10 protein-coding genes, 1 tRNA gene and 1 riboswitch are annotated in these 13,174 nt (G+C 60.5%); of the genes, 8 read left to right on the top strand and 3 right to left on the bottom strand.

The features are described from left to right. Positions 1-547 precede the first annotated feature (547 nt). Entirely contained in the window at positions 548-1,579 is a 1,032-nt protein-coding gene (gene galE / locus OA90_RS13275) for a UDP-glucose 4-epimerase GalE (protein WP_068412141.1), read from the bottom strand. Positions 1,580-1,760: 181 nt separating this feature from the next. Continuing rightward, positions 1,761-2,669 carry an iron-siderophore ABC transporter substrate-binding protein gene (locus tag OA90_RS13270; RefSeq protein WP_244274615.1) on the bottom strand — a complete coding sequence of 303 codons (909 nt, stop codon included), beginning with the start codon at positions 2,667-2,669 and terminating at the stop codon, positions 1,761-1,763. Positions 2,670-2,766: 97 nt separating this feature from the next. Between OA90_RS13270 and OA90_RS13265 the strand changes: the two genes are divergently transcribed. The 4 genes from OA90_RS13265 (at position 2,767) to OA90_RS13250 (ending at position 6,190) form a co-directional block, all read left to right on the top strand. Then, positions 2,767-3,756 carry an iron ABC transporter permease gene (locus OA90_RS13265; protein ID WP_068412135.1) on the top strand — a complete coding sequence of 330 codons (990 nt, stop codon included), beginning with the start codon at positions 2,767-2,769 and terminating at the stop codon, positions 3,754-3,756. Continuing rightward, complete coding sequence (locus OA90_RS13260) at positions 3,753-4,775, top strand: iron ABC transporter permease (RefSeq protein WP_068412132.1); 1,023 nt, start codon at positions 3,753-3,755, stop codon at positions 4,773-4,775. The genes OA90_RS13265 and OA90_RS13260 overlap by 4 nt, the downstream gene beginning before the upstream one ends. Further along, positions 4,768-5,562 carry an ABC transporter ATP-binding protein gene (locus OA90_RS13255; RefSeq protein ID WP_068412129.1) on the top strand — a complete coding sequence of 265 codons (795 nt, stop codon included), beginning with the start codon at positions 4,768-4,770 and terminating at the stop codon, positions 5,560-5,562. Before OA90_RS13260 ends, OA90_RS13255 begins: the two co-directional genes overlap by 8 nt. Positions 5,563-5,743: 181 nt before the next feature. Beyond that, positions 5,744-6,190 (top strand): GNAT family N-acetyltransferase, encoded by a 447-nt coding sequence (locus tag OA90_RS13250; protein ID WP_068412121.1) that lies wholly within the window; start codon positions 5,744-5,746, stop codon positions 6,188-6,190. A 294-nt stretch (positions 6,191-6,484) separates the two neighbouring features. Here OA90_RS13250 and OA90_RS13245 read toward each other — a convergent pair. After that, positions 6,485-6,560 (bottom strand) — tRNA-Asn (locus OA90_RS13245). Positions 6,561-6,827: 267 nt separating this feature from the next. Beyond that, a riboswitch (cobalamin riboswitch) is annotated at positions 6,828-7,040 on the top strand. Between the two features lie 32 nt (positions 7,041-7,072). Here OA90_RS13245 and cobU point away from each other — a divergent pair. Genes cobU through cobO form a run of 4 tightly spaced genes read left to right on the top strand, consistent with a single transcriptional unit; the run spans position 7,073 to position 13,172 of the window. After that, on the top strand, positions 7,073-7,624 hold the full coding sequence (gene cobU, locus OA90_RS13240; protein ID WP_068412117.1) for a bifunctional adenosylcobinamide kinase/adenosylcobinamide-phosphate guanylyltransferase: 552 nt from the start codon (positions 7,073-7,075) through the stop codon (positions 7,622-7,624). Further along, positions 7,621-8,736, top strand: coding sequence for a cobalamin biosynthesis protein CobW (cobW, locus tag OA90_RS13235; RefSeq protein ID WP_068412114.1), 1,116 nt, complete (start codon positions 7,621-7,623; stop codon positions 8,734-8,736). Before cobU ends, cobW begins: the two co-directional genes overlap by 4 nt. A 42-nt stretch (positions 8,737-8,778) precedes the next feature. Continuing rightward, the gene (gene cobN / locus OA90_RS13230) at positions 8,779-12,537 is read left to right on the top strand and encodes a cobaltochelatase subunit CobN (RefSeq protein ID WP_068412112.1); all 3,759 of its coding nucleotides are present in this window, start codon (positions 8,779-8,781) and stop codon (positions 12,535-12,537) included. Continuing rightward, positions 12,534-13,172: a cob(I)yrinic acid a,c-diamide adenosyltransferase gene (gene cobO / locus OA90_RS13225; protein WP_068412109.1), complete on the top strand. Its 639-nt coding sequence runs from the start codon at positions 12,534-12,536 to the stop codon at positions 13,170-13,172. The genes cobN and cobO overlap by 4 nt, the downstream gene beginning before the upstream one ends. Positions 13,173-13,174: the final 2 nt, after the last annotated feature.

The raw sequence follows: 13,174 nt of genomic DNA, 5'->3' as shown, positions 1-13,174 counted from the left end.
TGAAATCACAATTACGTACAATTTTAGTTACTATTTGTTAATAACTGTGGTTTCAGTGGCAGTTTTCAAGACTAATCACCGCAAAGTGAGATCCTGACCCTGTCAGGACTGTCAATAAAAAAGCTTTCGGTCATTGACTGTGGCTTGTTGGATAAACGTTCAATCGAGAAAAAAGTTTCAAAATAAACAAAAAAACATTCCCTCAGCACATGCTCCCGACTGCAAAAAGCAGATGGAATAATCGTGCTTCCGGAAGGCACATCTTACAGGAAATGAACGTTTTTTCAACCATCGGCAGGCGATGCGGCGAAGGTCCGATGTCACTCGGCCAGCTATTCCCGGTTAAAGAAGGATGTTTGAACGAGATGTTTTGCCTGCAGCGTGTCGCGTTCAAGCGGCTTCACGGGGTCCTTAAGACGCTCGAGGCAGCGTTTGCATTGCAGATGCGTTCGGGCGAATTTCTAAATTCAATTTGACGCCACGTGCCCTGGCTGATCCACCTCTTGTGGAGTTCGGCTGCAATCCGGTTCCGGGACCGGACGTTCCGCTATTCGGAGCCGGTTTCATATCCGCGCGGGTTCTTGCAGACCCAGTTCCATGTATCCTTGCACATGTGGTCCAGTTCACGTTCGGCCTTCCAGCCGAGCAGCTTCTCGGCCAGCCCCGTATCAGCGTAACATTCGGCGACGTCGCCTTCGCGGCGCGGGGCAAAGGCGTAATGGATTTCCTTGTTTGAGGCACGCTCGAACGCGCGTACCATCTCCAGAACGCTATAGCCGGTCCCGGTTCCAAGGTTGACGGCAAAGCAGTTGGACGGCGCTGAACCGGAGGCCAGGATCTCATGGGCGCGCAGGTGCCCTTCAACGAGATCGACAACATGAATGTAGTCGCGTACCCCGGTGCCGTCCCTGGTCTCATAGTCGTTGCCGTAAACCGAAAGCCGCTCGCGACGGCCGTCGGCCACCTGGGTGATGAACGGCATCAGATTATTGGGAACCCCGAGAGGGTTTTCGCCGATAAGGCCACTGTCATGCGCGCCGACCGGATTGAAATACCGCAAGATGCCGAAGCGCCAGGACGGATCGCTGGCGGCAACGTCACGCAGCATGTCCTCGATAACGAGCTTGGTGCGACCGTACGGATTGACCGCGCCTGTCGGGTGATCCTCTGTCAGCGGCAGGAATCGGGGCTCGCCGTAGACGGTGGCGGAAGACGAAAAGATCATCTGTTTCACGCCGCATCTGTCCATTGCGGAAAGAAGACGGTGCGTGCCGATCACGTTGTTGTCGTAATAGGCTAGGGGCATCGCGTTGGATTCGCCCACCGCCTTCAGTCCGGCGAAATGCACCACGGCCGTACAGCGATACTGTCTCAGGACGTCTTCCAGCCGCGCCTGGTCGCGGATATCTGCCTGTTCGTAAGCGACTTTTCGGCCGGTGATCTCGGCAACCCGATCAAGGCTTGCGCTGTTGGAATTGGAAAGATTGTCCAGGACGACAATGTCATGTCCGGCCTGCAGGAAAGCCACGCAGCAGTGCGAGCCGATATATCCGGCGCCGCCGGTAATGAGTACAGTCATACGTCCGCCAAATCATCGTGGGTCGTCCGGAAAGACTTATGCGAAAACAGGCGATCTTAACAGGCTTATTGTCCGTAAACGGCAGGAATATCCGCGTTTATCAGGGGTGTCGTATCCAATGATTGCGAGGTACCCTGCGTTCTCGTAACTGCAGGATACCCCGAACACATTGGCTTGCCGCTTATTTCACACCGTAAATCGCGGCGAGATCCTCGATCATCAGTTGTGCCGCCAGAATACCGCCGGCGGTATTCCAGATGGCGTCGCTGACACGGTGAACCTTGCCCGCCTCGACGGCGGAGAGAGACTGCCACAGCGGATCGGCCAGGATGTCTTCTTCGGCCGCCATGCCCTTGCCGTCACCCTGGTCCCAGGTGAAATAGAAGATCCGGTCGCCATCCATGTCCGGAATGCTCTCCTTGCCGGTGCGGATGGCGAAATCCTCGACATTCTGGTTGGCCGGCCGGTCGAAACCGATGTCCTTCAACAGCACGCCTGAAAAACTGTCGAGCTGGTAGATGCGGATCTGGCCGGGCAGAAACCGGATGACGGAAACCTTCTCCTTCAGGGCATCGCCGAGTTTCTCCCGCAGCGAGACGACCGCCGCGTCATAGTTTGCGATGGCAGCTTCCCCTTCGTCGGACCTGCCGAGGGCTTCGGCATAGAGGCGAAAATTGACCTTCCAGTTGCCACGCAGTCTCTCGGAGACCACCGTCGGCGCTATCGCGGTCAATTGCGGATAGATCTCTTCGTGACGCTGTTTGTTGGCAAGGATCAGATCCGGTTCGAGTGCCGCGATCATCTCCAGATTGACTGCGCTTTCCTTGCCGACCGGTTCGGCGCCTTCCATTGCTTCTGAAATGTGATCCCACCACGGGGTGCCATTCCAGGAATTTGCGGCACCGACCGGCGTGACCCCGAGGGCCAACAAGGCTTCCGTGCCTTCATTCGTCAAAACGACAATGCGTTTGGGCGCATCGGGCACAGTGACCGTGCCCATGGCGTCGGTGATATCGCGGGCGAGGGCCGGACCCGTCACCAGCGCTGCGCAAAGCGGAAAGATGTGCAGAAAAAAGCGGCGGATATTCACCAGATGGACTCCAAAAATATGAGTATTTGCCTCAACTATCAGAAATGTGTATGTGACGAACCCATTGGTTTGTCAATCGGAGAGGAGAGCGGCGCGCGTGACCCGGCTTGTGATCGGATTATGCCTGATGCTTTTATCGGCCTGCATCTTGAGCCTGCATGCCGGGCTGACTTTCTTTGACCCGGCGACGGTCATTTCCGCGCTTGCCGGAGGCGAGGGAACGGATGCGCTGATCGTCACCACCTTGCGCCTGCCGAGAACCCTGATAGGGGTTTGCACCGGTGCCGCGCTGGGTCTCTCCGGTCTTCTGATGCAGTCGGTCACCCGCAATCCTCTTGCTGAACCCGGACTTCTGGGCGTGAACGCGGGTGCGGCCCTTTTCGTGACGCTCGGCGCGACGGTTCTGGGGTTTTCGGGTCTTGCCGGTATTGGGACCGCGGCCATGCTGGGAGCCGTGGCGACGACGGCGCTGGTCTTTCTTTTGTCTGTCTCCGCGAGAGGGGCGGACAATCCGGCCACGACGCTGCTTGCCGGTGTCACCGTCGCAGCGCTGCTTGCCTCCTTTACCCAAACGCTTCTGCTGATTGACGAAACGGCGCTCGAGACGTTGCTTTTCTGGTTGTCGGGAAGTTTCGCCGACCGGGCGCTGAACCTGCTTTTTCTCGGCCTGCCACTGCTCGTTGCCGGATGCGCGGGAAGCTTCTTTTTCGCTTCATCCCTGGATGCCTTGCGGCTGGACGATGCAAGCGCCCGCACGGTCGGTGTGAATGTTATGTTTGTGCGCATCGCAGCGCTCGCCTTCGCGGCGTTGCTGGCTGCCGGGGCCGTGGCGATGGCGGGGCCTGTGCTGTTTCTGGGGCTTGCCGCACCGCATCTGGCACGCCGTCTGATGGGCGACACGCTTCCTTCCACGCGGGCGCTGATTGTCCTGTCGATGCTGACAGGAGCGCTGATCGCGGTTGTTGCCGACATTCTTGCCCGGATCGTTGTTGCCCCGGGCGAAGCTCCGATAAGCGCGGTTCTGGCCCTGGTCGGCGTGCCGCTGCTGGTGCATCTGCTCCGGCGCAGGAAGGCGGTCTCCCTATGACGCCGGCCATTCCGTCCGCTGTCAGGCTGGCTCCCGTCCTGGGGCTGCTCGTCCTGGTAACCATCGCCGCGATAGGCATCGGGTCCAGTTTCATGCCGCCGGAGCGCGTGGTGAGTGCACTCATCGGGCAGGGGCCTCGAATGGACGAAGTCATCGTCTGGAAGCTGCGACTGCCGCGCGTCCTTCTGGCGGTTCTGGCCGGGGCGGCCTTGGCACTGGCCGGAGCGCTGCTGCAGCGTGTTGTCCGCAATCCGATGGCGTCGCCCTCGGTTCTGGGAATATCCGACGGCGCCGCGGTCGGTATTCTTTTGTTTTTGTGGATGTTCTCCGATCAGGGGAACAACCTGACCGTCTCCGTCCACTGGCAACCTCTCGCGGCCATCCTGGGGGCAAGCACGTTCGGCGGGTTGGTTATGGCTCTGGCCCTGGCGGACAGAGGCGGCAACAGGTCGTTGAAAATCATTCTTTATGGAATAGCACTCGCCGCGCTCGCCAAAGCGGTGGTGACACTGCTGATCATTCTCGGCCCGGTCTACAGGGCCAGCCAGGCGCTGACATGGCTGACCGGGTCAGTCGGCGCCGCCCATTGGGACGATGTCCTCACGTTGGCTCTGGGCCTTGCCCTTGCAGCACCCTTCCTGGCATCGCAAAGACTGGTGCTGCGGCAACTGGTGCTGGATCCGGAAAGCGCCGCGACCACCGGCGTTCCGCTCGAACGTGCGCAATTCATCCTGCTGGCGGCGGCGGTTGCGCTTACCGCAGTTGCCACGGCGCATGTCGGCGCGATCGGATTTGTCGGACTGGTCGCACCCCATATCGCCCGTGTCATGCACGGCCAGTTCCGCAGCTTTTATCTCTTGTCCACCGCCCTGACCGGCAGCCTCATCGTTTTGAGCGCCGATCTTCTGGCCCGCACCATCGCGCCACCTCTGGAATTGCCCACCGGCGCATTGACTGCCCTGGTCGGCGCTCCGCTCTTTCTCTACCTGCTGATCAAAGGACGGCGATATCATGCCTGAATTCATGGCGCGTCTGAGCGACGTGACGGCGGCCTATGACGGTACGCCCGCACTCAGCGGTATTTCCCTGGACTTGCCCGACAACAGGATCGTTGCTTTCTGTGGTCCGAACGGCAGCGGCAAGTCGACGGCGCTGCGTGTCATGCGCGGTCTGCACACGGTTGAAAGCGGCGAGATCTCAGTCGCGGGCAGGGCCCTGGCGGACTGGTCGCCAAAGGATCTCGCGCGGCAGGTGGCGATGCTCTCACAGTCGCCTCAGGCGCCCTCCGACCTGACGGTGGAGGACCTCGTCATGATGGGGCGCTTTGCGCATCGTGGCCGCTTTTCCGGCCCGTCGGCGGAAGACGTCGCAGCCTGCGGCGCGGCGTTGCAGATCACCGAAATGACCGAATTGAAGCATCGCTCAATCGCCCAGCTCTCCGGCGGCCAGTTGCAGCGGGCCTGGGTCGCCATGACGCTGGCGCAGAACGCGCCGCGTATCTTTCTCGACGAGCCGACCAATCACCTGGATGTGGCCCATGCCTTCGAACTGCTGGATCTGATCAGACACCTGAGCCGGGCGGAAAACCGCAGCTTCGTCATCGTGCTGCACGACCTCAACATGGCCATGCGCTATGCCGATCATGTCGTCCTGTTCAAGCAGGGCGCGGTAACCGCAAGTGGCCCGACGCAGGACGTATTGACGGAAGACGCCGTCTCCAGCGTCTTCGGTATCTCCTGCAGGATCCTGCAGCTGGACGGTCTGGATCGTCCGGTTATCGTGTCATGGGGAAAGAAAAGGGGCTGAACATGCTCAAGCGCCAGGCACAATTGCCAACCTGCATCGCGGAATCGCCCCTGACCAGATTCGAAAACTGTTGCCCTGATACTGGCAGCCACAAAATACTGCATCGGCGCCAGCATCATGACGAGGCGCAATGGGGGCATGATCGCGAAGAATTTTTGCCTATTGAGAGAAGGTCAATCAATTGAATTACAAATTCCACGCAGTCGCATCAGAGAAAGACTGGTCTCGTTTACATGACATCAGACGCACCGTGCTCTTCGCGCCCGGTCGCCACTCGGTTGAGTACAACGAGAACCATCCTGAAGATCGGAAAGACGGAAACATCCCCTATTTGCTGGATTTGGACGACCGGGCGTTTGGTGTTGTCCGTATCGACTACAAGGGCAGTGTTGCAGTCGTCAGACTGGTTGCCATTGCCGCGACCGAGCAAGGAAACGGGCACGGCAGACAATTGAATGCCATGATCGAAGCTGAGGCAAAGAAGCATGGCGTAGAGACGCTACGTGTGAATGCCGCACCGGGAGCCGTTGGCTACTACGAAAAGATGGATTGGAAACAGGCAATTTGGGATGCGAATGAACTCGTCGGCCTCGCCAGCAATTGCGTCCAGATGAGCAAGAAAATTTAACTGTCTCTAGGGGCCGCAAACTGGAGAATGCAATAAAATTATTGCGGCCCTTACCGGCGGCTTGCTCTCCGCCACGATAGCAGCAGGTAGGTGGCGACTGAGACACGGAGCATGGGAAGCTCACCAGGCAAGGACTATAAGACGAGAAGGCCGAAAACCGGAGCTTGAGCGCCCGGACGGTCATTTCAATTCTTGAAGAGCGTAACGACTCGAATTGCAAAGCTGGTCACATTCGAAAATGGCAGCCGTCATGACGGATTGCAGTCAGCGATATCTGGAAATTCAAGGTGGTGATGGCTCCCCAGGCCGGACTCGAACCAGCGACCCAGCGATTAACAGTCGCTTGCTCTACCAACTGAGCTACTGGGGAACACCACGTACAGGACAGGCTGTAAGCCGCCCCGTCGATGGAGATGCGTATATCAAAGGCGTGATCCGTTTGCCAAGCCCCCGGCGCTGTTTTTTTCATCAAGCCCTCACTTTTTTATCCGGCATGTGGAAACCGGTATATTTTTCAGAAAGCTAACCGGAGCAGGTGGGTTGGAAAACCGGCGGTCCGGGAACGCCGGAAGGCCTTTGGCGAGCGCGGGAAAAGCGCCTGCGGGGCGGGACCCTGCTTGTTTCCTTTGCAATATGTGGATAGGAAGGCAATGACGGTTCCGGAAAGGGCTTTGCCCGATCCGGATGAAACGGGAATCCGGTGCGGCCCATGCGGCCTTAAACCGGAGCTGCCCCCGCAACTGTGAGCGGTAAGCGTCTGCACGATGACCACTGGCCGGAATGGCCGGGAAGGGGTGTTTGACGCAGTGAGCCGCAAGCCAGGAGACCGGCCGTCGGAAAAGCAACCCAGTGGCGCTGTCGGGCGGACGGCGGGGAGACTGTATGACGCAAGCAGACGGCCCTGGTGCCACGCTCGTTCTTGGCGGCGCCCGCTCCGGAAAAAGCCGGTTCGCGGAAGACCTGGCGGAAAAATCCGGCCTTGAGAAGATCTATGTCGCAACGGCTGCCGCCTTCGATTCGGAGATGGCGGAGCGGATTGGCGATCACCGCACCCGGCGCGGGCCTGCCTGGACCACTTTCGAAGAACAGCTTGATCTGAAAAACGTCCTCCTGCGGGAATGCCAACCGGGCAGGGTCGTTCTTGTGGACTGTCTGACCCTGTGGCTGTCCAATCTGACCTTCGCCGAAAAAGACATCGCCGCCGAAACCGCCGAACTCTGCCAGACCGTCGCAGACCTTCAAGGGCCGTGCGTCTTCGTGTCGAACGAGGTCGGCATGGGCATTGTGCCGGAGAACCGTCTTTCAAGGTCGTTCCGCGATGCGCAGGGACGCCTCAACCAGGATATGGCGCAGGTTTGCCGGCAGGTGGTGTTTGTCGCCGCCGGCCTGCCGACCCTTTTGAAACCCAACCTTCAACCGGAAATTCGATTATGACCACTTCGTCCATGCAGCCGGGCCGCAAGATCCCGGCAACCATCGTCACCGGGTTCCTGGGGGCGGGCAAGACAACGCTGATCCGCAACCTGTTGCAGAACGCCGACGGCCGGCGAATCGCGCTGATCGTCAATGAATTCGGAGACATGGGCTTCGACGGTTCGCTGATGAACGGCTGCGCCGATCCGGATTGTGCGGCTGAGGAGGTGGTGGAACTCACAAACGGCTGCATCTGCTGCACGGTTGCCGACGATTTTCTGCCGACTATGGAAATGCTGCTGTCCCGCGACACGCCGCCCGAGCATATCGTCATCGAAACCTCCGGTCTCGCGCTTCCGCAGCCGCTTGTCAGGGCCTTTTCCTGGCCGAGCGTCAAATCGAAGGTGACCGTCGATGGTGTGGTGACCGTCCTGGATGCGGCTGCTCTTGCCGAAGGCCGGATCGTGCTCGACCAGGCGGCCCTGGAGGCCCAGCGCGCCGCAGACGATGCACTGGATCACGAAAGCCCGGTGGAGGAGCTTTTCCAGGACCAGTTGCGCTGCGCGGATCTGGTCGTTCTCAACAAGGCCGACCTGGTGTCGGCCGAGGCGCTGAAAGACGTGCAGGAAAAGATCGCCGCCGACGTGCGCCCGGCGGTGCATATCGTGGCTTCGGAAAAGGGCACCTTGCCGATCGAAGTGCTGCTCGGCCGCGGCTCCGCCGCCGAGGACGATATGGCGTCGCGTCACGAGCATCACCATCACCACGATGACGACCACGATCATGATCATGACGATCATAACCATGATGACCACCACCACGATCATCACGACCATCACCATCACGACGATTTCGAAAGCCATGTTCTGGAAGTCGCTGCTTTCGACAGCCTGAAGACGGCGGAAGCCAGGGTGCTGGAGGCGATGGCGTTGAATGGGGTGCTGCGGATCAAGGGGGCAGTGCTGATCGACGGCAAGGCGGCTGCGGCTATGGTGCAGGCGGTCGGCCCGCGTGTGGAAACCTGGTTCGCCGCAGGCGCGGAAAGCTCCGGAAAACTCGTCGTGATCGGCCTCAAGGGGTTGGACCTGGAGGCTGTGCGCGGTCTGCTGGGCGGTCTGAAAGCGGCGGCCTGAACGATGATGCCTGACGCACTCATGGATCGCGTGAAAGCCTAGATGCACATTCTCGCCAGCCAGACGCGCCGTATCGATGACGGCGGCGACGCGGTCGATCTCGGCCAGTCGCCGGCCGATGTCCTGTTCTTGTCCGCTGCCGATACGGAACTCGGCAGCTTCGCCGCAGCTCACGCGGGGCTGAATGAGGAGCGGGCCGGACTGCGGCTTGCGAACCTGATGGCCCTGTCGCACCCCTATTCGGTCGATCTCTATGCCGAACAGACCGTGCGCGGCTCGAAACTGGTCATCCTGCGCATTCTGGGTGGCGTGGAATATTGGCGCTACGGTCTGGAACGCATTGAGGAGGAGGTCCGCGCGAACGGCATCGACCTGATCGTCATCCCCGGTGACGACAAATGGGACGAGGAACTGACCGGCCGGTCGACGCGTCCGGCGGAAGTGGTGCACCGGTTCTGGCGCTATTGCGTCGAGGGCGGGGCGGAAAACTACGCCAATGCGTTGCGGTTCGCGGCTTTCCTGCTGGAAAAGACCGACGAGCCTGCTCATCCCGTGCCTTTGCCACGCGCCGGCATCCATTTGCCCGGCCATGCGGCTCCTGATCTGACGGCGCTGAAGGCCACCTGGCGCGATCCGGTGCGGCCCGTTGCGGCGATCACCTTTTACCGCGCCCTCGTGCAGGGAGCGCAAACGGCGCCCATCGACGCACTTGTCGAGGAACTGGACCGGGCCGGCGTCAACGCGCTTCCGGTCTTCGTCTCCAGCCTCAAGGAAGCCGAATCCATCGCCGTGCTGGAAAGCCTGTTTGAGGGTGCGCCGCCGGATGTTGTTCTGAACGGCACAGCTTTCGCTGTCTCAAAAGCGGGGATAGCCCATCAACCGACACCGCTGGACCGGCCCGGAAAACCAGTGCTGCAGGTGGTGTTTTCCTCATCGTCCCGCGAGGGCTGGGAGGACAGCGACCAGGGTCTGTCGATCCGCGATCTTGCCATGCATGTTGTCCTGCCGGAGATCGACGGCCGCATCCTGACGCGGGCGGTCTCCTTCAAGGAAGAAGGCGTTTTCGACGCTGCGACCCAGTCCACACCGGTGAAGTTCACGCCGGTTCCGGATCGAATACGCTTTGTCGCGGATCTGGCCTCAGGCTGGGCGAAGCTGGGACATCTGGGTGCCGGAGACAAGAAAACAGCGCTGATCCTGGCCAATTACCCCAACCGGGACGGGCGTCTTGCCAACGGCGTCGGACTGGACACACCCGCTTCTTGCGTGTCGCTTCTGGCGGCTATGGGGGGCGCCGGCTACGACGTCGGCAACGCGCCGGAAACATCCGCCGCACTCATGGACATCCTGACGTCCGGTGTAACCAATGCGATGGACGGCCGCGAGACGAGAGACTGCTTTCAGGCTCTGCCGATGGACGATTACCGGCAAGCGTTCGCGAGATTGCCGGAGAAAGTGAAATCCGCGGTTCAGGAGCGCTGGGGCGAGCCTGAAGACGATCCTCATGTTACGGGCGGGGAATTCCGCCTGGCGCTGCACCGCTTCGGCGGGCAGATGGTCGGCATTCAGCCTGCGCGCGGCTACAATATCGACCCGAAAGAAACCTATCACGACCCGGCTTTGGTGCCGCCGCATCACTATTTCGCCTTCTACATCTGGCTGAAGGATCAATTCGGCGTACATGCGGTTGTTCATCTGGGCAAGCACGGCAATCTGGAATGGCTGCCGGGCAAGGCTCTGGCGCTGTCCGAAGCCTGTTTTCCGGAAGCGGTCCTTGGGCCCGTTCCCAACATCTATCCCTTCATCGTCAATGATCCGGGCGAGGGCGCACAGGCGAAACGCCGAACCTCAGCTGTCATTGTCGACCATCTCACCCCGCCGCTCACCCGGGCCGAAAGTCATGGTGCGGCGGAAGAGCTGGAGACCTTGCTGGACGAATATTATCTGGCAAGCGGCGTCGACCCGCGCCGCCTGAAGGCGTTGACGCGGGAAATTCTCGATGCCGCCGTCCGGCACGGGCTCGACAAGGATATCGGTCTCGACGAGGCGATGGACGAGGAGACCCGTCTGGCGCGGCTCGACGCTCATCTGTGCGACCTGAAGGAACTCCAGATCCGCGACGGCCTGCACATTCTCGGGTCAAGCCCGGATGGCGACCTGCTGACGGATCTTCTGGCTGCGCTGGTGCGCGTTCCAAGAGGCAAGGCGCTGCCGCAGGAAAGTCTTCAGCGGGCGCTTGCGAATGATCTCGGCTTTGGAGCTTTCGATCCCCTCGATTGCGATTTTTCCGAAGGCTGGAAAGGACCGACGCCGGATCTGTTGCTGGCGATGACCGACGCTCCCTGGCGCTCCAATGGGGATACGGTGGAACGCCTTGAGTTGTTGGCGCGCGATCTGATCGCGGGCGACAGGACGGCACCTGCGGAGTGGCAGAGAGTTCATGCCGTCCTGAAGGAGATCGCCGAACACCTGCGCCCGGCGGTGACAGGATCGGGAAACGCGGAGACCGCCGCTGTTCTGACGGCGCTCGAGGGCGGATTTATCGAACCGGGCCCATCCGGCGCGCCTTCACGCGGACGTCCCGATGTTCTCCCGACCGGCAGGAATTTCTACTCCGTCGATGTCCGCGCCGTGCCGACCGAGACTGCATGGCGGCTGGGGCAGCAATCGGCGAATCTGGTGGCCGAGCGCTATTTCCAGGAAGAAGGCGCATGGCCGGCGTCGCTGGTGCTGACCTGTTGGGGCACGGCGAACATGCGCACCGGCGGCGATGACATCGCCCAGGCTCTGGCGCTCATCGGCGCGCGTCCTGTCTGGGAACAGGGATCGGGCCGGGTCACCGGGTTCGAGATCCTGAAGCTCTCCGAACTCGGGCGGCCGCGCATTGACGTCACCCTGCGTGTTTCCGGTTTCTTCCGTGACGCCTTTCCGCACCAGATGGATCTCTTTGACAGCGCCGCCCGTGCCGTCGGGGCGCTGGAAGAGCCTGAATCGGCCAATCCGGTCGCCGCGCGCATGAAAGCGGACGCAAGGGAGCTGGAGAAAAGCGGAGCGAATGCTCAGGAGGCCAGGCAGAGCGCAGGATATCGGATCTTCGGCTCAAGGCCGGGTGCCTACGGTGCCGGACTGCAGGCGCTGATCGACGAAGGCATCTGGGCCGAACGGGGCGACTTCGCCGAGGCTTTCCTCACCTGGGGCGGCTATGCCTATGGCGGCGGCGGCGAGGGGGCTCCGGCAAGAACCGCGCTGGAAACGCGCCTGACATCGGTCGACGCGGTGCTGCACAACCAGGACAATCGCGAGCATGACCTGCTCGACAGCGACGATTATTATCAGTTCGAAGGTGGATTGGCGGCAACGGTGGAAACGCTGAAAGGCGCGGCCCCGAAGGTTTATCATAACGACCATTCGCGTCCGGAGCGCCCTGTGGTGCGCTCCTTGTCGGAGGAGATCGGCCGTGTGGTGCGCGGACGGGCGGCCAATCCGAAGTGGATCGCCGGTGTCATGCGCCACGGTTACAAAGGCGCATTCGAGATGGTGGCGACCCTCGACTATCTCTTTGCCTTTGCCGCCACCACGCGTGCTGTCGGCGATCATCATTTCGATCAGCTCTATGAGGCTTATCTGGACGATGAAACCGTGCGCGATTTTCTCAAGGAGGCCAATCCGGCCGGCTTGAGGGAAATGCTGGCGAGATTTCACGAAGCAATCGAACGCGGCCTCTGGACGCCGAGGCGCAATTCCACCCATGCTGCACTCAACGAGCTGAAAACAACACTGGAAGGGATCGAAACGCCGTGACCGCCGATAACGACAAACCGGAACTGTCCGACGAGGAACTGAACGCCCGCCATGCGGAAAAGATGCGCAAGAAGAAAGCCGCGCGCGACAAGATCATGGCCACAAAGACCATCGAGAAGGGCCTGCTGATCGTTCATACCGGCAAGGGAAAGGGCAAATCGACAGCAGGCTTCGGCATGGTGTTCCGCTCGCTCGGGCACGGTCACAAGGTGGGTGTGGTCCAATTCGTCAAGGGACGTATCGAGACGGGGGAACGCATGGCGCTGGAGAGGTTTTCCGATCTGGTGACCGTGAAGCGCATGGGTGAGGGATTTACCTGGGAAACCCAGGACAGACAGCGCGATATCGACGCGGCGCAGCAGGCCTGGGACGCCGCCAAGGAGATGATCACATCCGGCGACTACCGGCTGGTTCTGTGCGACGAGCTCAACATCGTTCTACGCTACGATTATCTCGATATCGCCGAAGTCGTAGCGTTTCTGGAAAATGAAAAACCGGAGGATGTGCATGTCGTCATCACCGGCCGGAACGCCAAGGACGAACTGATCGAAATCGCGGATCTCGTTACCGACATGACGCAGATCAAGCACCCCTTCCGCTCCGGTGTGAAACCGCAGGAAGGCATTGAATTCTAATC

It is taken from the genome of Labrenzia sp. OB1 (genome assembly GCF_001624695.1).
GTDB lineage: Bacteria > Pseudomonadota > Alphaproteobacteria > Rhizobiales > Stappiaceae > Roseibium.
Note: the sequence above shows the minus strand (reverse complement) of the source record. Positions and strands in the feature narration are given on the sequence as shown.